The organism is Variovorax sp. GW821-FHT09B05, from assembly GCF_059418265.1.
The window spans coordinates 905431-927903 of record NZ_JBWKPN010000001.1 but is presented as its reverse complement, the minus strand read 5'-3'; the positions used below and the strand labels follow the sequence as shown (position 1 = coordinate 927903).

Here is a 22473-nt window from a genome sequence, read left to right as displayed (position 1 = left end):
GGACCATGTGCGGAATGTGCGGCTTGCTGCAAGGGACGGCGCACTGGAGCCATGCCGCGGCCGGTTCGGTGCAGGGACGGCGCCAGCGGCTGCTCCAGGTGGCGCGGGCCAACCGCCTGCTGCGGCTGTTCCGGCTCGAGTTGCAGGACTTCCATGGGCAGTCCTACCTGCTGCAGGGCGCGACCGGTGCGAGCGTGCTGGTGCCCGACTTCAGCGCGCTATGGAGCGCGGCCGAGCAGCTGCTGGGCCGCACCATCGATCCGCTGGCCATGCCATGGCCCGCGAAGGACGACGCGCCATGACGGACATCGCCTTCGAGGTCCTGCCCGTCGGCATCCTGACCGGCTTCCTGGGCAGCGGCAAGACCACGCTACTGCGGCGCTGGCTGCAGGGCAGCGTCGCGGGCGACACGGCCGTGCTCATCAACGAGTTCGGCGATGTCGGCCTCGACCACCTGCTGGTCGGTGCGATCGATGCCGACACCGTGCTGCTCGACAACGGCTGCATCTGCTGTTCGATCCGCGGCGAACTCAAGGAGGCGCTGATGCGCCTGCTGTCGCGCCGCCAGCGCGGGGAATTGCCGGCCTTCCGCCGCGTGCTGATCGAGACCACGGGCCTGGCCACGCCGGGGCCGGTGCTGGGCACGCTGCTGGGCGATGCGCAGCTTCGCCATCACTTCCGGCCGGCCTTCGTCGCCACCGTGGTCGATGCCCTGCATGCCGAGCGCCAGCAGGCGCGGCACCCCGAATGGATCGCGCAGGTCGCCGCGGCCGACACGCTGTGGCTGAGCAAGACCGACCTGGTGGCACCCGGGCAGGCGACGCGGCTGCGGGCGATGCTGGCGGAACTCAACCCCGTGGCCCGCCAACTGGACGCGCCCTCGGCGGCGTCCGTGCCCTGGCTCGACGATCTCGCGGACGGCGCTTCTCGCGACGACACCGCGGGCTGGATCGCGCGCGTCGCCGCGGGCACGCTGCGGCCGCGTGCCGGCGCACGGCCGGTGCCCGCGCGCATCGGCGGCACCCATGCGCAGCAGCTGGCCGGCACGGGCGCGCGTTCGTTCTGCCTGGTGTTCGAGCGGCCCCTAGAATGGTTCACCCTCACTCTCTGGCTCACGCTGCTGGTGCATCGTCATGGCGATCGATTGCTGCGCATCAAGGGCTTGCTGGGCATCGCGGCCGACGGCTTCGCGCACGGGCAGCCCACGGTCCTGCACGGGATCGGGCACCTGATGCACCCGCCCGAACACCTGGCCGACTGGCCCGACGACGACCGGCGCTCGCGCCTGGTCTTCATCGTGCAGGGCTTGTCCGAGGCGGACGTGCGCGCGTCGTGGGAAGCCTTCGAACGCTTCTACGCGCCGCGGGAAGCCGGGCCGAATCCTCTCACCTCGAAAGCGTAGCCATGGCCGCCCTGGCATCGAAGAGAACCGAGCTGCGCGTGCTGGGCACGTCGGTCACGCTCACGGAAGCCGTGCGCAAGCGCGCCATGTCGGACCTCGGCCTGCGCATCCACTTCGAGGTGCTCGACGGCTTCGACGCGCAGCGCCAGGCCGTGATCGAGCAGGGCAGTTTCGACGTCTACGACCAGTGGTTCCACAGCATCGACTATCTCTGGCCGGCCGGCGCGCTGCAGCCGATCGAGCTGGACCGGATCGAGCACTGGTCCGAGGTCAATGCCCTGCCCAAGACCGGGCGGATCGCGCCGGACGCGCGCTACGGGCAGGGCTGCAATCCCGTGACGCGCCTCTATGTGCAGCCCGACGGCAGCGTGGGCGATGCGCCGAGCGCGCGGATCAGCATGCTGCCGCTCACGCACAACGCCGACAGCTTCGTCTACCTGCCGGCCGAGATCCCGTCGCTGTTCGGCACCGAGGAGAGCTGGTCGTGGCTGGTGTCGCCGGCCTGCAATGGCCGCGTGGCGCTGCAGGCCGATGCCGCGATCGGCGCGCTCGACGCCGTGCTGGCGCTGCGTGCGAGCGGCGAGATGGCGTTCGGCGACATCAGCAACCTCGAGATCGAGGAGGTCGACCGGATGATCGCGCTGCTGATGGCCAAGAAGAAGGCCGGCCTGTTCCGCGGCTTCTGGGGCAACTACGCCGATGCCGCGCGCATGATGATCGATGCCCGCGTCGCGATCCAGAGCAACTGGTCGCCCGCCATCGCGCAGTACGAGCAGGCCGGCCTGGCCTACCGGCTGGCGCGTCCGCGCGAAGGCTATCGAGCCTGGTACGGCGGCCTGGGCATCGCGCGCCGCGCGCAGGGGCCCAAGCTCGACGCGGCCTACCGCTACCTGAACTGGTGGCATTCGGGCTGGGCCGGCGCGGTGATGGCGCGCCAGGGCTTCTACATCTCCAACCCGCTGCGCACGCGCGCGCACCTGAGCGCCGCCGAATGGGACTATTGGTACGCGGGCCTGCCGGCGGCCGAGGACCTGCCGGGAACTGACGGTACCATCCTGATCCGCCAAGGCAGCGTGCGCGACGGCGGCTCCTACGCGCAGCGCATGAGCGACGTGGCCGTGTGGAACACCGTCATGGACGAGCACAACTACCTGGTGCGCAAATGGACCGAGTTCCTGCGCAGCGGCTGACCCCCTGTTGAGACCCCCGAGACGCGACTGCACGACAGCGATGAGAAGACCATGAGTCCGCCAGCCTCCGACCCCGCGTCGGCCGAGGAAAGCTCCGAAGCTGGCGAACGGAAGCTGCGCTACGAACTGATCCGCCACCGGCTGCGCCAGGCCATCGTCGACCGGCGCATCGTGCCCGGGCTGGTGCTGCTCGAAGGACCGGTCGCCGACGTGTTCGGCACCAGCCGCGTGCCGGTGCGCAAGGCCTTCCACCTGCTCCATGAAGAAGGCCTGCTGCAGAAGTTCATGGGCCGCGGCTACATGGTCGCGCCGCGCGGCCAGCAGGTGGAGCCGCTGCGGCTGCCGATCGACGAGGCCTCGCTCGGGCAGGATGCGCAGGACGCGACCATCTACATCCCTTCCGAGGGCGAGCGCATCTACAGCGAGCTGGAGCAGTCGATCTCGGCCGCCATCGTGTTCGGCCATTTCCGCATCGACGAGGCGCAGGCCATGCAGCATTTCAGCGTGAACCGCGGCGCGCTGCGCGAGGTGCTGAGCCGGCTGGTCGACCGCGGCCTGGTCGAGAAGAGCGCCTACGCGGCCTGGCGCGCCGGCCCGCTGACCGCGCGCGCCATGGCGCAGGACTTCGAGGTCCGGCTGCTGCTGGCGCCGGCCGCGTTGCTCGAGAGCGCACCGAAGCTCGATGCGAAGTTCCTGTCGGGCCTGCGCGAGGTGCTGCGCGATCCCGCGGCCGTCGACACGGAAGAGCTGCTGCGCATCGAGAGCCAGATCCACGACACCTGCCTGGCGCACCACCCCAACACCAAGATGCTCGGCATCCTGCGGCAATGCCAGATGCCGCTGATCGTCCATCAGACCTTCTGCCGCATGTTCCACCAGCCGATGCATCCCGCGCTGATCGACGAGTACCGGCAGATCGTCGAGCACCTGTGCGAGGGCCGCTACGCGCAGGCGGCCGAGGCGCTCGCGGCGCACCTGCAGGCCGCGCGCAAGCGCACGCAGCAGCAGCTCAAGGTGCTGGCCGTGCTGCCCGAGCCGCCGTTGCCGGCCTACCTCGTGCGCATTGCCTGAGCGCGGGCCATGGCCCGGCCTCAGCCGATCGCCTGCGCCTCCCTGAAGCCCTCGAGCACCGCGTCGTCCACCTCGCGCGGCGCCACGCAATCGCCGATGCGGCGGACCGCGAGGCCGCGTGACCTCAGCTGGTGGTACAGCCCGTCCTCGCTCTCGCGCAGCATCGACAGCACGACCGTGTCGGCCGCCAGCGTCTCGCTCGCGCCGCCCAGCGTGCTGCGCAACACGACGCGGCCCGGCTCGATGTGCTCGACGGTGGTCGAGGCACGCAGCGCCACGCCGGCCGCGGCCACGCGCGGCATCAGCCAGGGCCAGTCGAGCGTGGGCTCGAGCTTGCGCCCGAGCAGCGCGTCGGCACCAACCACCGTGACCTCGCGGCCGGCGGCGCTCAGCAGCCGGGCCAGGCCCAGCGGCAGGTAGTCGCCGTTGTCGTCGACGATCAGCACGCGGCGCCCGCAGGCGGGCAGGTCGTCGAGCGCCGAGAGCGCGTCCGTCACATGCGGCAGCTCCGCGCCCGGGATCGCGTCGCGGTCGGTGCGGAACATCGAGCGGCCGCCGCGCTGCCAGCGCGCGCCGGTGGCCACCACGACCTCGTCGGCGCCGAAGGCGGCCACCGCGTCGGCCGTGGCCTCGCGGCGCAGCACGATCTCCACGCCGCGCCGGCGCAGCGAGGCCTCGAGGTCGTCGACCAGGAAGTTCCACGAACCGTAGTCGGGCAGCAGGCCGGCGCGGCGGATCTGACCGCCGAGCCGGTCCATGTGTTCCCACAGGGTGACGCGATGGCCGCGCGCGGCCGCGCTGTCCGCGAACTTGAGGCCGCCCGGGCCGCCACCGATCACGAGCAGCGTGCGCGGCGTGGCAGCGGGACGCGCCAGCGCCGCACCGAACTGCAGTTCGCGGCCCGCCTCGGGGTTCACGGTGCAGCTCACGTTCTGCCCCAGCCGTCGCCAGCAGCCCTGGTTGGCGCCCACGCAGCGCCGGGTCTGGTCGGCGCGGCCTTCTTTCGCCTTGCGCACGATCTCGGGGTCGGCGATCTGGGCGCGCACCAGCCCGACCATGTCGGACTGCCCTTGCGCGACGATCTTCGCGGCCGTGTCGATGTCGCGCACCGAGCCCTGGATCAGCAGCGGGATGCGCCCGCGCAACGCCTCGCGCACGCGCGCGGCGTTGGCGGCCAGCGGCGCGGTCTCGCCGCTCGATTGCGGCGGCACCAGCCGGTGGTTCTGGTGGTAGTCGGTGTGCGAGAGGCACAGGTAGTCGAACAGGCGCTCGGCTTCGAGCAGCGCGACCACGCGCAGCGTTTCCTCGGGCGTGGTGCCGGCCTCGCCGAGGTACTCGTCGAGGCTCAGCTTGATGCCGATCGCGAAATCGCTGCCGCAGCGTGCGCGCACCGCGCGGCCGATCTCGAGCGCGAGCCGCGCGCGGCGCTCGGTGTCGCCGCCCCATGCATCATCGCGCCGGTTCCAGTACGGCGAGAGGAAGTTGCTCAGCAGGTAGCCGTGCGAGCCGTGGATCTCCACACCGTCGCCGCCGCCGGCCTGCACGTTGGCGCAGGTCGCGGCGAAACCCTCGATCACTTCGCGAATGTCGTCCTCCTCCATCGGCTGCGGCATCGCACGGTGCACCGGCGAGGCCAGCTGCGAAGGCGCGAGCACGGCGCCCCAGTGCGCGATGTCGTCGGTGCGGCGCGTGCCGCTGGCGCCCATGTGCGTGACCTGCACGATCACCGGCACGCCGAGCCGCTTGCTCGGGGTGACGAAGGCCCGCACCGCATCGGCCCAGCCGGGCTCCCACGGCGACACGCCGGCGCGCGCGCTGGCGGGATGCACATGGAAGCCGTGCGTGACGATCAGGCCGACGCCGCCGCGCGCGCGTTCGGCCAGGTAGGCACCATAGGCCGGCGGCGGCAGGCTGACCTGGTGCGCGGGCAGGTAGATGCGGTTGAGCGCCTGCACGGGGCCGATGCGCACCGGTTCCCACAGGCCGTCGAGGGCGGCCGGCTGCGTCGTCATGCGCGGCTCAGGAGAAGCACATGCCACCGTTGACGTCGAGCACCGCGCCGGTGGTGAAGCTGGCGCCGCGCGAGGCCAGGAAGGCGGCGGGCCAGCCGATCTCCTCGGGCTGGCCCAGGCGCTTCATCGGGTACTGGTCGACGGTGAAGGGCTGGTTTGCCGACACCAGCAGCGGCGTGAAGATCGGCCCCGGCGCCACGCCGTTGACCACCACGCCCGAGGCCGCGGCCTGGCGCGCGAAGTAGCGCACCAGCGCCGACAGCCCGCCCTTCGAGGCCGCGTAGGCCGGCTCCACCGCCAGCGTCGAGCCCGCATTGCGCGCGGCCATCGAGCTGGTCAGCACGATGCGGCCGCTGCCGCGCTTCATCATCGCGGGCAGGGCCGCGCGCAACAGGTTGACCGGGCCCTTCACGTTCACGGCCATGGTGCGCTCGAACAGCTGCTCCCATTCGTCGCCGCCATCGAGCCAGTCGCCCTTGACGTAGTAGCCGCTGGTGTCGATCAGCGCGTCGATCTCGCCGATGTCCTGCAGCAGTGCATTGACGTCGTCGCGCTTCGTGTTGTCGAGCCCGGCGGCGCGGGCCTTGAGTTCGTCGGCCAGCTCGGTCGGCGCCTTCAGGTCGGCGATGAACAGCTCGGCGCCGAGCGCGGCGCACACGCGCGCGGTGGCGCCGCCGATGGCGCCGCCGGCGCCGGTGATCAGGATGCGCTCGCCGCGCAGGTCGAAGAGGTTCTTCATGGGTGGTCGTCCTTCAAGGGGTGGTGCAAAGAGTTCGTTTCAGTCGGGCGCGCCGTAGGCGCCCGCCTCGAGCAGCGCGCGCGAGCCGAGGTCGGCGCCGTTCCAGCGTGTGAAGAAGCCTGCGGCGCTGCCGCCGTCGACGGTCATCACCGAGCCGGTGACGTAGCTCGCGGCATCCGACAGCAGGAACAGCGCGGGGCCGGCCTGCTCCTCGGCCCGGCACAGGCGGCCCAGCGGGTTGCGGTCGACCATCGCGTACTGCAGGTGGTCGGGCGGGATGTTGGCCTGCACGAGCGGCGTGTCGACCACGCCCGGCGCGAGCGCGTTGACGCGCACGCCGAAGCGGCCCCACTCGATGGCGAGCGCGCGCGTGAGGCCGATCACGCCGTGCTTCGAGGCGCTGTAGTGCGCGCGGCCGGCATGGCCGCCGAGGCCGTCGATCGAGGCCACGGTGACGATCGCGCCGCGCCGGCGCTCGAGCATGCGCCGGCCCACGGGCTGCAGCGAGCGGAACATGCCCGTGAGGTTGACGTCGAGGCAGCGGGTCCAGAGCTCGTCGGGCATGGTGTGGGCGGGCGCCGGCGGCGAGATGCCCGCGCAGGCCACCATGCCGTCGATGGCGCCGAGCTGTTCCTCGATGCGTGCCACCGCGGCTTCGCAGGCGGCGGCATCGCGCACGTCGAGCGTCTGCGCGACGGCCTGCGCGCCGAGTTCGCGCAGCTCGGCCGCCACGCTCGTGGCGCGCTCGGCCACCGCATCGACGACGGCGATGCGCGCGCCGCCGCGCGCGGCCTCGATGCCGATCGCGCGACCGATGCCGCTGCCGCCGCCGGTGACGAGGATCACGCGGTCCTGCAGTCCGTAGTCCATGGCTGTGCCTCCACGAGGGAATGAGTGAATGGGGAGTGGGAAGAGGGGAGTGCGGCGAATGTGGCAGCGCCGCCGCGCGGCGTCTGTCCCCGTGGCAAGGGACAGCGCGGCCTGTACCACGGGCAGGGGACTGACGGGCCCGCGATGCGCGGCGAATACTGCCCGCCATGACAACCCCCTCCGTCTCCACCACCGCCGCCGCCGACGACGTGCTGCTGCGCGTCAGCGGCCTCGGCGTGCGCTTCGGCGGCATCGTGGCGCTCGACGGCATCTCCTTCGAGGTGCGCCGCGGCCAGATCTGCGGGCTGATCGGTCCCAACGGGGCCGGCAAGACCACGCTGTTCAACTGCCTGAGCCGCATCTACACGCCGGCCGCGGGAGCTATCGTGTTCGACGGCGTCGACCTGCTCGCGCAGCCGCAGCATGCGATCGCGGCGGCGGGCATCGGCCGCACCTTCCAGAACGTGGCGCTGTTCCCCGCGATGACGGTGCGCGAGAACGTGATGGTGGGCCGCCATTGCCGCACCGGCACCGGCTACCTCGCCAATGCCTTCCGCCTGCCTTCGGTGCGGCGCGAGGAGGCCGAGGTGCGCGAACGCACCGAGCGGTTGCTGGCCCTGCTCGACCTCTCCGCGCTGGCCGAGACGCCGGTGAAGAACCTCTCGTTCGGCACCCGCAAGCGCGTGGAGATGGCGCGCGCGCTGGTGGCCGATCCCAAGCTGCTGCTGCTCGACGAACCCGCGGCCGGCCTCAACCACGAGGAGGTCGACGGGCTGCGCCAGCTGATCCTCGACGTGCGCGAGCGCTTCCACGTGACCGTGCTGCTGGTCGAGCATCACCTGAACCTGGTGATGCGGGTGTCCGACCAGGTGGTGGCGATGAACTTCGGCCGCAAGATCGCCGACGGCCCGCCCGCGCAGGTGCAGGCCGACCCGGAAGTGGTGCGCGCCTACCTCGGCACGGAGATCGCCTGATGGCCGCGCTGCTGGAGGTGAGGAAGCTCGAGGCCTTCTACGGCCCCACGCGCGTGCTCGAGGGCATCGACTTCGAAGTCGCCGAGGGCGGCATCACCACCATCCTCGGCGCCAACGGCGCGGGCAAGACCACGACGCTGCGCGCGCTGAGCGGCCTGGTGCGGCGCACCGGCGAGATCCGCCTCGCGGGCCATCGCATCGATGGCCACAGCACCGAGAAGACCGCCGCGCTGGGCATCGCGCACGTGCCCGACGGGCGCGGCACGCTGGTCAACATGACGGTGGAGGAGAACCTGCGCGTGGGCGCCTACCTGCGCCGCGGCAAGGCCAAGGTCGAGCAGGACATGGCGCGCATGTTCGGCTACTTCCCGCGGCTGCGTGAGCGGCGCGGGCAGCAGGCCGGCACGCTCTCGGGCGGCGAGCAGCAGATGCTGGCGATCAGCCGCGCGCTGATGCAGCGCCCGCGCCTGCTGCTGATGGACGAGCCCTCGTTCGGCCTCGCGCCGCTGGTGATCCGCGAGATCTTCGAGATCATGCGCGTGGTCAATCGCGAGGAGGGCGTGGGCATCCTGCTGGTCGAGCAGAACGTCGCTCGCGCGCTCGAGATCGCCGACCACGCCTGGCTGCTCGAGACCGGCCGCACCGTCATCTCTGGCACCGCGAAACAGCTGCGCGACGACGCGCAGATCCGCCGCTCCTATCTCGGCTTCTGACCAGGACCCCACCCCATGTACAGCCTGCTGCAACAGATCGCCTCCGGCATCGCCATGGGCGGCATCTACGCCTGCCTCGGCCTGGCGCTGGTGATGATCTACCAGTCCACCCACCACATCAATTTCGCGCAGGGCGAGATGGCGATGTTCTCCACCTTCATCGCCTTCCTGCTGCTGAAGTGGGGCCTGCCGTACTGGGCCGCCGCGCTCGCCACGCTGGCCTTCGGCTTCGTGGCCGGCTTCGCCATCGAGCGGCTGGTGCTGCGGCCGCTGGGCGACGTGCCCGAGCTCTCGGTGATCGTGGTCTTCATCGGCCTGTTCGTCGGCATCAACTCGCTGGCCGGCTGGATCTTCGGCCACCAGCTCGAGCCGTTCCCGAGTCCGTTCCCCGACAAGCTGCCCGGCGGCAGCACGCTGATCTCGGGCCACGAGCTCGGCACGGTGGCGGTGGTGCTGCTGGTGATGGCGCTGCTCTATGCCTTCCTGCGCTTCACCAAGGTCGGTCTCGCGATGCGCGCCTCGGCCGAGAACCCGGTGTCCTCGCGCCTCGCGGGCATCCCGGTGTCGCTGATGCTCTCGCTGGGCTGGGGCCTGTCGGCGCTGATCGGCGCGGTGGCCGGGCTGATGGTGGCGCCCGTGGTCTTCCTCGAGCCCAACATGATGGGCGGCGTGCTGATCTACGCCTTCGCGGCGGCGCTGCTCGGCGGCATCGACAACCCCTGGGGCGCGGTGGCCGGGGGCCTGATCGTGGGCGTGGTCGAGAACCTCGCGGGCACCTACCTCGTGGGCACCGAGCTCAAGCTGACGCTGGCCCTGGTGTTGATCGTGGCCGTGCTGCTGGTGCGGCCCTCGGGCCTGTTCGGCCGCAAGCTGGTGGCGAGGGTCTGAAGATGTCGGCACTGCCCTTCATTCCCGAGCAGGCACCGGCCCTGGCCGCCGACGCCGCGCCCGCGCGTTCGCCCTGGCGCATCGCCGCCTTCGCGCTGCTGGCCGTCGCGTCGCTCGCGCTGCCCTTCGCGCTGTCGGACTACCGCCTCTTCCTCGTCACCATGACGCTGATCACCGCCATCGGCGTGCTCGGCCTCAACATGCTGGTGGGCTACAACGGCCAGCTCTCGCTGGGCCATGGCGCGCTGTACGCGCTCGGTGCCTACGTCACCGCGGTGCTGATGGAGCACGGCGGCTTCGCCTGGTGGGCCACCCTGCCGGTGTCGGCCGCGGTGTGCTTCGGCTTCGGCTTCCTGTTCGGCTGGCCGGCGCTGCGGCTCAAGGGCCATTACCTTGCGCTCGCCACCTTCGCGCTCGCGCTGGCCACGCCGCAGCTGCTCAAGCACAAGGCGCTCGAACCCTGGACCGGCGGCGTGCAGGGCATCGTGCTGATGAAGCCCGAGGCGCCCTTCGGCCTGCAGCTGTCGGCCGACCAGTGGCTCTACCTCGTGGTGCTGGCCATCGCGGCGCTGATGTTCGTCTGCGCCTGGAACATGCTGCGCGGCCGGCTGGGCCGCGCCACCATCGCCATCCGCGAGCAGCCGACCGCCGCGGCCGCGATGGGCGTCAACGTGCCGCACGTGAAGGCCATGACCTTCGGCATTAGCGCGCTCTACACCGGCGTGGCCGGCTCGCTCGGCGCCATCGCCACCGCCTTCGTGGCGCCCGACAGCTTCGGCATGTTCGTGTCGGTGTTCTTCCTCGTGGGCGTGGTGGTGGGCGGGCTCGGCACCATCTCGGGCGCGCTGGTGGGCGCGGCCTTCATCCAGTTCATACCGAACATCGCCGACCAGATCTCGAAGTCGGCGCCCTCGGCGATCTTCGCGGGCTTCCTGATCCTGTGCATGTTCCTGATGCCGCAGGGCTTCGTGGGGCTGGTGCGCAGCGTGCTGCGGCGCCTGCGCGGCAACGGCGCGGCCCAACGTCCCCGTCGAGGGGACTGACGCGAACGAGCGCCTGAGAGAAAGTCCTTCCATGCCCCGCGCCATCTACATCCATTCCAACGGCGAGCGCACCGAGCTCGAGGTCGCAGAAGGCCAGAGCCTGATGCTCGCCGCCACCAGCCACGACCTGCAAGGCATCGTCGGCGACTGCGGCGGCGTCATGAGCTGCGCCACCTGCCACGTGATCGTCGACGCGGCCTTCATCGACAGGCTGCCGCCCGCGGTCGACACCGAGAACCAGATGCTCGACTACACGGCCGCGCCGCGCGAAGCGGGCAGCCGGCTGTCGTGCCAGATCGTCATGAGCGACGCGCTCGACGGCATCGCCGTGCGCATCGCCGACCCTCAACTGTAAGAGCCGACATCAACACGGAGAAACGCTTCATGCAAGCCACCGCAACCGACAACAGCACCAAGCCCAAGGCGGCGCTGACCCCCAATCCCGGCCTCACGCCGATGATGCTGAACCATGCGGCCTGGGTCACGCCCGACGCGGCGGCCACCACCGACTTCTACACCCGCATCATGGGCATGGAGCTCGCGAGCACGGTGCTCGACGACAGCGTGCCCTCGACCGGCGACGCGATTCCCTACTTCCACATCTTCTTCCGCATGGGCGACGGCTCCACGCTGGCCTTCTTCGAGGCACCGGGCGTACCCGCGCCCTCGAAGTCCAGCCATCCGGCCTACGACATCTTCAACCACATCGCGCTGCAGGCGAAGGACCGCGCCGAGGTGACGAAGTGGTACGAGTGGCTGACCTCGCAGGGCGTGGAGGTGATCGGGCCGACCGACCACAAGGGCCTGATCCTGTCGATCTACTTCCACGACCCGGCCGGCGTGCGCCTGGAGATCACCACGCCGCTGGACAAGGAATGGAACCGCCACACCGACAAGGGCTATGCCGACCTCAAGCTGTGGGAGGACTGCAAGCGCCAGGCCAAGGCCGAGGGTCGCGACGTGCCCGAGGCGCTGCTGGAGCTGATCCAGGACGTGCGCAAGCGCTACGGCACGGGCCACGGCGAGAAGGCCGGCGAGTGAGCGGCGCGCCGGCATGACACCGATCGAACTGCGTCCCCTCTTCACGATCAAGGCCGAGGTCACGGCACCGGCCCAGCTCGTGGGCGCCGTGCCGCACGGCTACACGCGGCGCGTGATGTGCGTGAGCGGCGGCCGTTTTGAGGGAGAACGGCTGCGCGGCCGGGTGCTGCCCGGCGGCGCCGACGTGGTGCTCGAGCGGCCCGATGGCGGCCTGCACCTCGACGTGCGGCTGGTGCTCGAAGCCGAGGGCGGCGGACTGATCTACATGACCTACAACGGACGCCGCAACGGGCCCACGCCCGAGATCATGCGCAAGATCGTGAACCGCGAAGCCATCGCGCGCGGCGAGGACTACTTCCGCGTCGCGGTGCAGTTCGAGACCGCGGCGCCGGGGCTCGAATGGCTCAACGACCGCATCGCGGTCGGCACCGGCACGCGCGAGAGCGACGGGCCCGTGTACGACGTGTGGGAAGTCGCATGAAGCGCTTCGAGGGCCGAGCCGCCATCGTGACCGCCGCGGCCTCGGGCATCGGCCGCGCCATCGCGCTGCGGCTGCATGCCGAGGGCGCGCGCGTGCTCGCGGTCGACATCAATGCCGAGGGACTCGCGCAACTGCCGCGCGACGAACGCCTGCAGGTCTTCGCCGCCGACGTCACGGCCGACGGCGCGCCGCAGGCCATCGTCGACGAATGCATGGAGCGCTTCGGCGACCTGCGCGTGCTGGTCAACAACGCGGGACTGGGCAACTGCCCGCCGTTCCACGAGACCACCGACGACGACTACCGCAGGTTCGCCGACATCAACCAGAAGGCCACCTTCATGGTCACGCGCGCGGCCTTCCCGGCGCTGATCGCGGCGCGCGGCGTGGTGCTCAACATCGCGTCCACGCTGGGGCTGGTGGGCTACCGCCGGCAGGCCGTGTACTCGATGGCCAAGGCCGGCGTGATCGGCCTCACGCGCAACCTCGCGGCCGACTATGCCGACCAGGGCATCCGCGTCAACGCGATCGCGCCCGGCATCATCGCCACGCCGCAGACCGCGGCGCGCCTGCACACCGCGCGCTTCCAGGCCACCATCGTCGGCACCACGCCGATGGGCCGGCCCGGCCTGCCCGAGGAGGTGGCCGGCGCGGCCGCCTTCCTGTGCAGCGACGACGCGGGCTACGTCACGGGCCAGGTGCTGGCCGTCGACGGGGGCCAGACCACGAGCGCCTACATCAGCGAACCGCTGGTGCAGTGCTGGGCCGAGGCCCATCCGGACCGCTGAATTCCAGGAGTCTTTTCATGCGCATCGCACTCATCACCGGCGCCGCTGGCGGGCTGGGGCTGGCCAGCGCGCGGCGGCTGGCCGAGGACGGCCTGACCGTCGCAGTGGCCGACCTGCATGCGGAGGCCGCCGAGCGTGCCGCCGCCGACCTGCCGGGCCAGGACCACATCGGCCTGGGCTGCAACGTGGCCGACGAGGACAGCGTGCGCGCCGCCTTCGACACGGTGCAGGAGCGGCTCGGCAGAGTGGCCGTGCTGGCCTGCTTCGCGGGCATCCTCAGCGCGCAGCCCGCGCCGGGGCGGCTGCCCACCGTCGACATCACGCTGCAGGAGTGGGACACCGTGCTGCGCGTGAACGCGCTCGGCACCTTCCTCTGCGTGCGCGAGATGCTGCGCCGTTGCGACGGCCAGGCGATCGAGCACGGCCGCATCGTCACCGTTGCCTCGCTCGCGGGGCAGATGGGCGGCATGCAGAGCGGCGCGGCCTACAGCGCCTCGAAGGGCGCGGTGCTCGCGCTGTCGAAGGTGGTGGCGCGCGAGGCCGCCGCGCTGGGCATCACCGTCAATACCGTGGCGCCGGGACCGATCGACACGCCGATGCTGCACCAGACCGTGCCCGAGGCGCAGCGCGGCCAGAAATACCTCGGCACCGCGGCCGTGCCGCTGGGCCGCATCGGCACGCCCGAGGAGATCGCGGCCGCGGTGTCCTACCTCGTGTCGCCCGGTGCCGGCTTCGTGACGGGCGCCACGATCGACGTCAACGGCGGCATGTTGATGCGCTGACGCTTCCTCTTCCAAGACCACCCACGCCAGGAGACTTCCCGATGAATGCCATTGCCGGTTGCCCCTTTCATGCGGGGACCTCGCCGTCCGCCGAGTTCAAGCCCTACTTCAGCCCCGAGCTGCATGCGGCCTTCGAGACCCAGCGGCGCGACGAGCCCGTGTTCTGGTGCGAGGAGATTGGCTATTGGGTGCTGACCAAACACGCCGACGTCTACAGCGTGCTGCACGACGGCGCGCGCTTCTCGTCGCAGAACACCACGCGGCCCGTGACGCCGATGCATCCCGATGCGCAGGCGATCCTCAAGGAGGGCGGCTATGCGCAGACCGGCAGCCACTCGAGCCTCGACGGCGCGGTGCACAAGCGCATCCGCGGCGTGACCGGCCAGGTGCTGAACCTGCGCGAGTTCGTCAAGCTCGACGGCCACATCCGCCGGCTCGTGAACGAGGCCATCGACCGCGTCGAGGGCAAGGATGCCGTCGACCTGCTGCGCGAGGTCAACTACGAGCTGCCGGCGCAGGTGGTGTTCAAGGTGCTGGGCATTCCCGATTCGGACATCCCGAGCGTCAAGCACTGGGCCGGCGCGCGCAGCGTGATCGACTTCAGCCCCGCCACCCATGCCGAGCAGCTCGAGGGCGCGCGCAACATGGTGGCGTTCTGGCAGTACTGCACCGAGATGGTCCGCGAGCGCGAGAAGCATCCGCAGGACGATTTCACCAGCCGCATGCTCGAGATCCGCAATGGCGACGACGCCGTGATGACCATTCCCGAGATCATCACCCACACCTTCGGCGTTGCCTTCGCGGGCCACGAGACCACCACCAACCAGCTCACCAACACCTTCCGCAGCCTGCTCGAGAACCGCGAGCAGTGGGAGGCGCTGTGCGCCGATCCCTCGCTCGCGGCCAACACGGTGGAGGAGGGCATGCGCTATGCCGGCGCCGTGATCGGCTGGCGCCGCATCGCGCTCGAGGACGTGGAGTTCCGTGGCGTGACGATCCCGAAGGGCGCGCCCATCGTGCTGTCCTTCGCCTCGGCCAACCGCGACGAGGAGGTGTTCGAGAACCCGCAGCGCTTCGACATCCGCCGCGCCAATGCGCGCAAGCAGCTCACCTTCGGCAACGGCGTGCATTTCTGCCTGGGCGCGCCGCTCGCGCGGCTCGAGATGAAGATCGTGTTCGAGGAGTTCGCCAAGCGTTTCCCGCGCATGCGGCTGGTCGAGCCCGATCGCGCGACGCATCTGCATACCTTCGTGTTTCGCGCACCGAGCGCGCTGGAGGTCACGCTGCAATGAGCGCGCCCGTGTTCGAAGGCCGGGTGGCAGTCGTCACCGGCGGTGCCAGCGGCGTGGGCCTCGCACTCGCGCGCCAGCTGCTCGAGGCCGGCGCGCGCGTGGCCATCGTCGACCGCGACGAGGCGGCGCTGGATCGCGCGCTCGAGGGGCTCGATGCACGCGATGCGATCGGCGTCGCGGCCGATGTCGCGCAGGAGGCGGATGTGCAGCGCTACGTCGACACGGCGCTGCGCAAGTTCGGCCGCATCGACCTGTTCCACAACAACGCCGCCATCGTCGGCCCGCAGTCCTCGCTGCTCGAGTTCCGCATGCAGGACTTCGAGCGCATCTTCGCGGTCAACGTGCGCGGCGTGCTGCTCGGCGTGCAGGCCGTGGCGCGCGCGATGCGCGACCAGGGCGGCGGCACCATGGTCAACACCGCCTCGGTGTCGGGCCAACGCAGCAGCCGCGCCGAAGCCGGGCTCGGTGTCTACGGCGCCTCGAAGGCCGCGGTGATCCGCATGACACAGCAGGCGGCGCTGGAGTTCGCGCCGCTCGGCATCCGCATCAACGCCATCTGCCCGGGACCGATCGACACGCCGCTGTTGCGCAGCACCTTCCTCGTCGACGGCCGCACCGAGGCGCAGGCCGAGGCCGCGCTGAAGCAGCACTTCCTGAACCAGCCGCTCAAGCGCGCGGCGACCGCGCAGGAGGTGGCGAACCTGGTGTTCTGGCTGCTGGGGCCGCAGGCGAGCTTCGTGACGGGTGGGGTTTACAACGTGGATGGGGGGATGACGGCCTGAGACCGGGGACAGGGCCGGCCGCTGGATTGCAGGCCGGCCTTGCCGAGCGTGTGCGCTATTTGATGAATCAGGTCAACGGTCTTCCATGCGGCTCAAAAGCTGACCCGATTCTGAGCTGGCTTGCACAATGGACCCTTGCACTTCTTGGCACTGAAGAAATAGCTGAATCCGGGTACGTCCGAACTATAGAAGTGCACGAACGATGAACGTAGAGGCGCTCCACCCTTTGCGCCTTCAGCGTTGACTTGCTCGAGCAGCTTCGCAGGTTTCTCCTGGATGGACAGCCCGTAATAGGAGAAGCTGGAATTCTGGGTGGTGTCTTTCACGAAGACGAATTGCGGTCCGTTGGGGCCCGAGAAGCTGGCATCCGTGAGCCGGAATCCACGCGCGCCGCGTTCGTTGGCCGCCGTCAGGAACGTGTTGTTCTTGAGATCGGGCAATTCCACCGCTTCGTAGGCATAGGTGGAACTGCTCTTCAGATCCTTTTCGTAAATGCCCACCAGGCGATTCGCAGCGGTGCTGGACATGTTGGAGGCGTAGTAGCCGTCGGCGCCCTGGATGTTTGCCTCCGCAGTGATCTTGTCCATCGCGTAGGGCTGGTACTGGACCACGCGATAAGCGAATGTGGTCGCTGCGCTGGCGTCCTTGCGGTAGATATGCCACGTGACGTACATGCCCGAACCTGTACGCTCGGAGTAAGAGCCGATCCATTGGAAGCCAGCCGCGCCGCGATTGGCAAGCTGAGTTCGAAATTCGTCGAGCGTGGCCGGATCGGGCTGCAGCTCGTAGGTGTATGTGGTGTCGCTATCTTTCACGTAGATAGCCAGTTGATCCGTGGGGCTCTGGAACGCGCTGCCGAAATAACGCAGGCCCTTGGCGCCTTGCGCATTGAAGGGAGCGAGGAAGTCCGCGGCGCCGGTCGGGGCCACTGGAACCACCCCTTCGTAGGTGAACTTGAGTTCGGTGGCTTCGGGCTCGGTCGCCGGAGCCGGTGTTTCGGGGACGGTCGTCTCCGGCTGCGGCGTGACCGGTGCCGACGCCGATGGCGGTATGAAGGGAATCCCGCCGCCGCCCCCTCCACCGCCGCCGCATCCGGCGAGAGCCAGGATGATCGCAAGCGCTGCAAATCCCCGCGCGCGCGGCGCGGAACCCAATGTCGTTCCCCTCATGACCTTCTCCCTCTAGGTTGATTGATGTGCTTCTATTTGTTTCAGCATATTGCCGCAAAATGACCGATCGATGTCACTGTCATGGCGCAGAGGCGCACGACACGTTCTATTTTGACGAGACGGTCATGTTCGGTGCGGGCCTTGCAATTGCGCCAGATGGCCTCGCGTGCCTTCGGTCCGCGCCCAAGGAGACTTCGTTGCGGACTCTCCCTGCAGTCCGCCACCTTCTCGGCGGCGCTGCACGGCGGTTGAAAGTTCGGATGATCTCGGTCACAACGGCCCTGTGAACGGCTACAGTCCGCCTCGGCCCCGGCAAGCGCCGCGAGGTCGCGGAGGATCCCGATGCTCCCTATCGTCGTCGCGCTCGCTGCCACCGTCGTCCTGCTGGTCTGGATGGGCTTCTTCATGATGGGCTCGCTGCCCTTGCTCGTGCTCAAGCACGACACGCCGCTCGATGCGCGCTTCATCCGCGGCCTGTTCAATGTCTATTACGTCGCCGTGACCCTGACGGCCGCCGCTGCGGCGCTCAGCTATGTCTGGTCGGGCAAGTTCGTCTTCGCCTTGGGCGCGGCGCTCATCGGCGCACTGGCCTTCGCCCTGCGCGGCTGGTTCATCATTCCGCGCATGGACGCGCTGCGCGGCTCGATTCCCGAGGCCGATGCCTCGATCCTCGAGTTCCGCCGGCTGCACATCGCGGGCATGCTGATCAACGTGGTGCAACTGGCGATGGTGGCCTGGGCGTTGACGCAACTGGGGATCTGATCGGCGGGCGCTGTGCGAGGATCGCGCTTTCTCTTGCAGCACGAACGATCACCGGAAGATGACACCCCTCGAGAAGACGCGCGAACGCCTGGAATCCAAGAGATTTTCCGTGCGCAAGCGGGGCATGCGGGAACTGCTCGATGCGGGCTTGCGCGACGAATTCATCGAGCGCGCGTTGGCCGAAAAGGACGGCGCGCTCGTCGAGCAGGCTGTGCAATGGCTGGAGCCGGAGGTGCCTGCCGCACTCCTGGTCCACATGTTCCGCAAGAATGCGACGCCGGTGCCACAGTCCGGCATTCGCTTCTACCTGCCGTACAACAACTGCCTGCACGCCGAGGCCGAGATCCACGCGCAGTACGCGCCGCAGAGGCGAAGAATCGCCGTCGGAACCGTCGAGGCCGTGGGCATGGGCTATCTCAGGTCCTTCCACGCCGTGCTGCTCAAGGTGATAGCGCAGGACTTCGAGGTCGCCCAGACCGCCTTCGAGCGCAAAGGGGCGAAGGCGCTTTCGGGAGGGATTCACGCCTTCTCGCACGGTATGGACGGCATCGTCTACACCGATCTGGAGAACGAATGGTGCGCCGAATCGCAAAAGGTGCAGGCCGCGTTGCTGGCCTTGCATCGCATCGACTGCGCGGTGCCGATCGAACGCATCGATTCCCTCATCGACCAGGTCGAGCAATGGGCGCAACCGGGCTCGCTGCTGTGGCTCAGGGGTATCAAGATACCGATGTGGCTCCGCCTTCATGGCCTGCCCGACGACGAGTTCGTCCCGGCCGTCGCGCGCTGGCGGGCCCAGTATCCGAATGCGCAGTTTTTCGGGATGGAAGCCGACCTCGGTACGGCTTGTCTCAAGCGCAAGCTGTTCGCGGAATTGGACCGCCTTCTTCAGCAGGAGGACCCCTTTCATTTCTACAGCCCCGTGTTCTGCCACTGGCCGCTCATGCGATACATGGAGGAAAAGGGAGTGCTGAAGATAGAGGATCGGTTCTTCGGCGCGCGGGAATACAGGGACAGGATGGACTGGGGGATCGCGGGACCGCCGTGGGCGGAAGTGCCGGGGGCTTTGGAAAAGGGCGAGTTTCCGGCATCCGCTTGACGTGGAATAGGCTCTTCCGCCTTTTCTTCCAGGTCGTTGGTTGACCACGGCGAACAGGAAGAGTCCCTTCGATTCTTCAGGTTGGCGAAAACCCGCTTGATAGAATGAGAACGACTATCAATTGCCTCGAGTGACCGGTCTCCGGGCCTCCGGGTGCGGCAAGGCGCCACGCCTGCCACCGCTCGCCGTCCATCCCGTCGAAGAAACCATGGCCCAGAACGCTGTCCCCGCCCTGCAGATCGTCTCCCGCATCGGCGCCGCCGTGCTCGGCGGCTATGCGTTCTCCTGGGGCTTCGTCGCGCTCGGCATCGGGTTGCTGTTCGCCGCGGGCATGCCGTTCCACGATGCCGAGTCGCTCGCCAGCATGCTGGCCTTCCTGGTGTTCCTGGTCGCGTTCCTCTGGGCGTTCTCGGCCGCCAACATCAAGCGGGTGTGGCTGGTGCTGGCCGGCGGCGGCCTGTCGATGACGGCGGCGGCGTCGCTCGTGCAGCGGGCGCTGCTCTGACCCGACCCGACCCGAATCGACCCATTCCCCCGCGAGGAGAGACTTCCGTGTTCCAGAACTTCCGCCTCTCGATGGCCTGGCTCCACACCTGGTTCGGGCTGGTGCTCGGCTTCGTGCTGATGGTCGTGTTCTTCTTCGGCTCGCTGTCGGTGTTCGACCGCGAGATCGACCGCTGGGCGATCCCCGAGACGCGCTTCGAGCCGCAGCGCATGCCCTCGTTCGACCAGGTGTTGCTGCCGCTGTTCAAGGAGGCGAAGCCCGCCCCCGCCAACATCGAGCAGGCGCGCTCGCGCGTGAACGGCCCGATGGCGACGAGCTTCGAGCCCAAGCAGTGGCTGGCCTACACCACGCATCGCGACCCGGTGCTGAGCATCTATTCGGGCTTCATCCTGCCCAACGCCAAGGACCCCGAAGACGCGGTCTGGGGCTACGCCACCATCGACCCGCGCACCGGCAAGACGCTGTCGGAAGACCGCCTGAAGATCGGTAGCGACTTCTTCTACCCGCTGCACTACAGCCTGCACATCAACTGGCTGAACCTCGGCACCTGGATCGTCGGCTTCGCGGCGCTGGTGATGCTGATCGCGCTGGTGAGCGGCGTGGTGATGCACCGCAAGATCTTCCGCGAGCTGTTCACCTTCCGTCCGGCCAAGCACGTGCAGCGCAGCGCGCTCGACCTGCACAACCTCACGGGCGTGGTCGCGCTGCCGTTCCACTTCATCTTCGCGTTGTCGGGCCTGGTGGTGTTCGCGGGCGTCTATTTCCCCGTGAGCCACACCCAGCTCGAGCCGCTGCACGAACTGCACGAGAAGCTCGAGGCCCAGGAGACCGGCCTGCCGCACGACCGCGCGGGCACGCCGGGCACGCTGGCCTCGGTCGACGCGATGGTGGCCGAGGCCCAGCGCCGCTGGGCCAGCCGCGGCATGGCGGGCGAGGTGGGCATGCTCAACGTGCAGCACGTGAACGACGCCAATGCCTACGTCAGCGTCTACCGCGCGGGCACCGACCGGGTCACGCTCACGGGCGAGGGCATCCACTTCAACGGCGCCACCGGCGAGGTGATCCGCGAGGACCCGGCGCCCACGGTGGTCGCGGGCATCAAGGACTTCCTGACCGGCCTGCACCTGCAGCACTTCAGGCACTGGCTGCTGCGCTGGCTCTACGTGCTGGGCGGGCTGGCCGGCTGTGCCTGCATCGCCACCGGCTTCATCTTCTTCGTCGAGAAGCGCAAGCGCCAGCATGCGAAGCAGGGCCTGCAGGGCGCGCGCTGGGTCGATGCCTTCGCGGTTGCGACGGTGCCGGGCCTGCTGATCGCGACCTTCTCCATGCTGGTCGCCAACCGCCTGCTGCCGGCCGAGCTGCCGTTGCGCGGCAACTGGGAGATCGGCGTCTTCGCGGGCGCCTGGCTGGTCTCGCTGCTCCATGGCCTGTGGCGCACCGCGCCCACGGCGCAGGGCCGTCTCGCACCGGCCTGGGCCGAACAGTGCTGGGCCGTGGCGCTGCTGGGCGTGGCGGCGGTGCTGCTGAACTGGATCACCACCGGCGACCATCTGCTGCGCACCATCGGCAGCGGCTACTGGCCGGTGGCCGGGGTCGACCTGTCGGTGCTCGCGGCGGTCTCGCTGGCCGTGGTAGCGGCGCGCATGCTGCGGCGCCGTGCCGCCGCGAGTGCCGTTACCACCGTGTCGGCGTCGAACGGATCGGCGGTGGCCCGTGTCTGAGGCCCTGATGCTCGCGGCCGCGCTGGCCGCCAACCTCGTGGGCGCGGGCCTGTTCGCGCTGTCGATGGACGTGCACTGGGAGCAGGCGCGCCCCGGCACGGCCTACCCGGTGCGCATGGCGCGCGTGCTGCGCGTGCTGGGCGCGGCCTGCCTGGTGGTGTCGCTGCTGCTGTGCCTGCGCGTCGACCATGTCTCGATGGCCTCGCTGGTCTGGTTCATGGCGCTCGCGGGTGCCGCGCTCGCCGTGACCTTCACGCTGAGCTGGCGACCGCGCTGGCTGGCGCCGCTGGTGGCGTGGATTCCCGCGCGGCCGGCAACGAGCCCGCGCTGAGCGGCCCGGCGCCGTCCTCGAAGTACACCACCATGCGCAGGTGGCGGTATTCGTCCACCGTCAGCGCCTCGTGCTCGAAGGCCACGCGCCGGCCCTCGGCCAGCAGGGCCGAAATGCCGCGCGAGGGCTGCGGATCGCGCGGCGTGTCCCACCAGCGTCGGAAATCGGGCGACAGCCGCCGCAGCTGATCGACCAGCGCCAGCATCGCGGGATCGTCGGGCGCGACCGCGAGCTCGCGGCGAAACGCGGCCAGCAGGCGCGGCGCATCTTCTTTCCAGTCCGGCAAGCGCCGGCGCAGCTCGGGATCGGCGAAGGCCAGGCGCAGGAAGTTGCGCTGCGCGGGCTCCCGGCCCGAGAATCCGAACAACCGGTCGGCGGCGGCATTCCACGCGACCACGTCCCAGCGCAGGTTGGTGACGTAGACGGGGCGCGCGACCAGCTCGTCCATCATGCGTTGCACCAGCGGCGGGATGCTCGGCCAGTGATGGGCCTCGGCCGAGGGCGGCCGCTGCTGCGCGAGCAGGAACAGGTGGCAGCACTCGGCATCGTCGAGCCGCAGGATCTTGCCGATACGCAGCAGGAAGGCTTCCGAGACACCGATCTCGCGGCCCTGTTCGAACCAGGTGTACCAGGTGATGCCCACGCCCGCGAGCGCCGCCACCTCCTCGCGGCGCAGGCCGGGCGTGCGGCGCCGGCCGCCGCTGGGCAGTCCCACGTCCGCGGGCGCGAGCCGCTCGCGATGGGCGCGCAGGAAGGCCGAGAGTTCGGTGCGCGTGCGGTCGAGCGATCTAGACGCCATGGCACGCCGCGCTTCGTATTGC

General features: G+C 69.6%; 25 protein-coding genes. 20 read left to right on the top strand and 5 right to left on the bottom strand.

What is annotated here, in order from left to right; translation table 11 throughout:
- Positions 1-14: 14 nt before the first annotated feature.
- The 4 genes from AC07RM_RS03995 to AC07RM_RS03980 are packed head-to-tail and all read left to right on the top strand — an operon-like array spanning position 15 to position 3663.
- On the top strand, positions 15-302 hold the full coding sequence (locus tag AC07RM_RS03995; protein WP_495333416.1) for a hypothetical protein: 288 nt from the start codon (positions 15-17) through the stop codon (positions 300-302).
- On the top strand, positions 299-1402 hold the full coding sequence (locus AC07RM_RS03990) for a CobW family GTP-binding protein (RefSeq protein WP_495333168.1): 1104 nt from the start codon (positions 299-301) through the stop codon (positions 1400-1402). Before AC07RM_RS03995 ends, AC07RM_RS03990 begins: the two co-directional genes overlap by 4 nt.
- 2 nt (positions 1403-1404) lie before the next feature.
- Entirely contained in the window at positions 1405-2592 is a 1188-nt protein-coding gene (locus AC07RM_RS03985) for an ABC transporter substrate-binding protein (protein WP_495333166.1), read from the top strand.
- A gap of 51 nt (positions 2593-2643) precedes the next feature.
- Positions 2644-3663, top strand: coding sequence for a GntR family transcriptional regulator (locus tag AC07RM_RS03980; RefSeq protein ID WP_495333164.1), 1020 nt, complete (start codon positions 2644-2646; stop codon positions 3661-3663).
- A gap of 20 nt (positions 3664-3683) precedes the next feature.
- On the opposite strand, the gene AC07RM_RS03975 is transcribed toward AC07RM_RS03980, so the two are convergent.
- The 3 genes from AC07RM_RS03975 to AC07RM_RS03965 are packed head-to-tail and all read right to left on the bottom strand — an operon-like array spanning position 3684 to position 7284.
- Complete coding sequence (locus AC07RM_RS03975; protein ID WP_495333162.1) at positions 3684-5675, bottom strand: oxidoreductase; 1992 nt, start codon at positions 5673-5675, stop codon at positions 3684-3686.
- A gap of 7 nt (positions 5676-5682) precedes the next feature.
- Complete coding sequence (locus AC07RM_RS03970; RefSeq protein WP_296800737.1) at positions 5683-6414, bottom strand: SDR family NAD(P)-dependent oxidoreductase; 732 nt, start codon at positions 6412-6414, stop codon at positions 5683-5685.
- Positions 6415-6453: 39 nt separating this feature from the next.
- A complete protein-coding gene (locus tag AC07RM_RS03965; protein ID WP_495333160.1) occupies positions 6454-7284 on the bottom strand; it encodes an SDR family NAD(P)-dependent oxidoreductase in 831 nt (276 codons plus the stop codon).
- A gap of 167 nt (positions 7285-7451) precedes the next feature.
- On the opposite strand from AC07RM_RS03965, the gene AC07RM_RS03960 reads away from it, so the two are divergent.
- Genes AC07RM_RS03960 through AC07RM_RS03910 form a run of 11 tightly spaced genes read left to right on the top strand, consistent with a single transcriptional unit; the run spans position 7452 to position 16065 of the window.
- Positions 7452-8258 carry an ABC transporter ATP-binding protein gene (locus AC07RM_RS03960; RefSeq protein ID WP_495333158.1) on the top strand — a complete coding sequence of 269 codons (807 nt, stop codon included), beginning with the start codon at positions 7452-7454 and terminating at the stop codon, positions 8256-8258.
- Positions 8258-8971: an ABC transporter ATP-binding protein gene (locus AC07RM_RS03955; protein ID WP_495333156.1), complete on the top strand. Its 714-nt coding sequence runs from the start codon at positions 8258-8260 to the stop codon at positions 8969-8971. Before AC07RM_RS03960 ends, AC07RM_RS03955 begins: the two co-directional genes overlap by 1 nt.
- Before the next feature lie 15 nt (positions 8972-8986).
- The gene (locus AC07RM_RS03950; protein WP_057597314.1) at positions 8987-9859 is read left to right on the top strand and encodes a branched-chain amino acid ABC transporter permease; all 873 of its coding nucleotides are present in this window, start codon (positions 8987-8989) and stop codon (positions 9857-9859) included.
- A 2-nt stretch (positions 9860-9861) separates the two neighbouring features.
- Positions 9862-10902, top strand: coding sequence for a branched-chain amino acid ABC transporter permease (locus AC07RM_RS03945; RefSeq protein WP_495333154.1), 1041 nt, complete (start codon positions 9862-9864; stop codon positions 10900-10902).
- A 31-nt stretch (positions 10903-10933) separates the two neighbouring features.
- Positions 10934-11257, top strand: a complete 324-nt coding sequence (locus AC07RM_RS03940) for a 2Fe-2S iron-sulfur cluster-binding protein (RefSeq protein ID WP_490876657.1) — start codon at positions 10934-10936, stop codon at positions 11255-11257.
- Positions 11258-11286: 29 nt separating this feature from the next.
- Positions 11287-11943, top strand: a complete 657-nt coding sequence (locus AC07RM_RS03935) for a VOC family protein (RefSeq protein ID WP_281077911.1) — start codon at positions 11287-11289, stop codon at positions 11941-11943.
- Positions 11944-11956: 13 nt separating this feature from the next.
- Positions 11957-12424, top strand: coding sequence for a DUF3237 domain-containing protein (locus tag AC07RM_RS03930; protein ID WP_495333151.1), 468 nt, complete (start codon positions 11957-11959; stop codon positions 12422-12424).
- Positions 12421-13209 carry an SDR family NAD(P)-dependent oxidoreductase gene (locus AC07RM_RS03925; protein WP_495333149.1) on the top strand — a complete coding sequence of 263 codons (789 nt, stop codon included), beginning with the start codon at positions 12421-12423 and terminating at the stop codon, positions 13207-13209. Before AC07RM_RS03930 ends, AC07RM_RS03925 begins: the two co-directional genes overlap by 4 nt.
- Before the next feature lie 17 nt (positions 13210-13226).
- On the top strand, positions 13227-13991 hold the full coding sequence (locus AC07RM_RS03920) for an SDR family NAD(P)-dependent oxidoreductase (protein WP_495333147.1): 765 nt from the start codon (positions 13227-13229) through the stop codon (positions 13989-13991).
- A 41-nt stretch (positions 13992-14032) separates the two neighbouring features.
- Positions 14033-15283: a cytochrome P450 gene (locus AC07RM_RS03915; RefSeq protein WP_495333145.1), complete on the top strand. Its 1251-nt coding sequence runs from the start codon at positions 14033-14035 to the stop codon at positions 15281-15283.
- On the top strand, positions 15280-16065 hold the full coding sequence (locus tag AC07RM_RS03910) for an SDR family NAD(P)-dependent oxidoreductase (RefSeq protein ID WP_495333143.1): 786 nt from the start codon (positions 15280-15282) through the stop codon (positions 16063-16065). The genes AC07RM_RS03915 and AC07RM_RS03910 overlap by 4 nt, the downstream gene beginning before the upstream one ends.
- Before the next feature lie 92 nt (positions 16066-16157).
- Here the strand turns inward: AC07RM_RS03910 and AC07RM_RS03905 are convergent, their stop codons facing one another.
- Complete coding sequence (locus tag AC07RM_RS03905; protein ID WP_495333141.1) at positions 16158-17234, bottom strand: hypothetical protein; 1077 nt, start codon at positions 17232-17234, stop codon at positions 16158-16160.
- A gap of 342 nt (positions 17235-17576) precedes the next feature.
- On the opposite strand from AC07RM_RS03905, the gene AC07RM_RS03900 reads away from it, so the two are divergent.
- The 5 genes from AC07RM_RS03900 (at position 17577) to AC07RM_RS03880 (ending at position 21652) form a co-directional block, all read left to right on the top strand.
- Entirely contained in the window at positions 17577-17996 is a 420-nt protein-coding gene (locus AC07RM_RS03900) for a hypothetical protein (protein WP_208510659.1), read from the top strand.
- Between the two features lie 58 nt (positions 17997-18054).
- Complete coding sequence (locus AC07RM_RS03895) at positions 18055-19095, top strand: hypothetical protein (protein WP_495333139.1); 1041 nt, start codon at positions 18055-18057, stop codon at positions 19093-19095.
- A 208-nt stretch (positions 19096-19303) separates the two neighbouring features.
- Entirely contained in the window at positions 19304-19600 is a 297-nt protein-coding gene (locus tag AC07RM_RS03890; protein ID WP_093346926.1) for an iron uptake protein, read from the top strand.
- A gap of 47 nt (positions 19601-19647) precedes the next feature.
- Positions 19648-21321 (top strand): PepSY-associated TM helix domain-containing protein, encoded by a 1674-nt coding sequence (locus tag AC07RM_RS03885; protein ID WP_495333137.1) that lies wholly within the window; start codon positions 19648-19650, stop codon positions 21319-21321.
- The gene (locus AC07RM_RS03880) at positions 21314-21652 is read left to right on the top strand and encodes a DUF3325 domain-containing protein (protein ID WP_490876665.1); all 339 of its coding nucleotides are present in this window, start codon (positions 21314-21316) and stop codon (positions 21650-21652) included. The genes AC07RM_RS03885 and AC07RM_RS03880 overlap by 8 nt, the downstream gene beginning before the upstream one ends.
- Here AC07RM_RS03880 and AC07RM_RS03875 read toward each other — a convergent pair.
- Positions 21573-22451 carry a helix-turn-helix transcriptional regulator gene (locus AC07RM_RS03875; RefSeq protein ID WP_495333135.1) on the bottom strand — a complete coding sequence of 293 codons (879 nt, stop codon included), beginning with the start codon at positions 22449-22451 and terminating at the stop codon, positions 21573-21575. The two genes, AC07RM_RS03880 and AC07RM_RS03875, sit on opposite strands and share 80 nt — an antisense overlap.
- Positions 22452-22473: the final 22 nt, after the last annotated feature.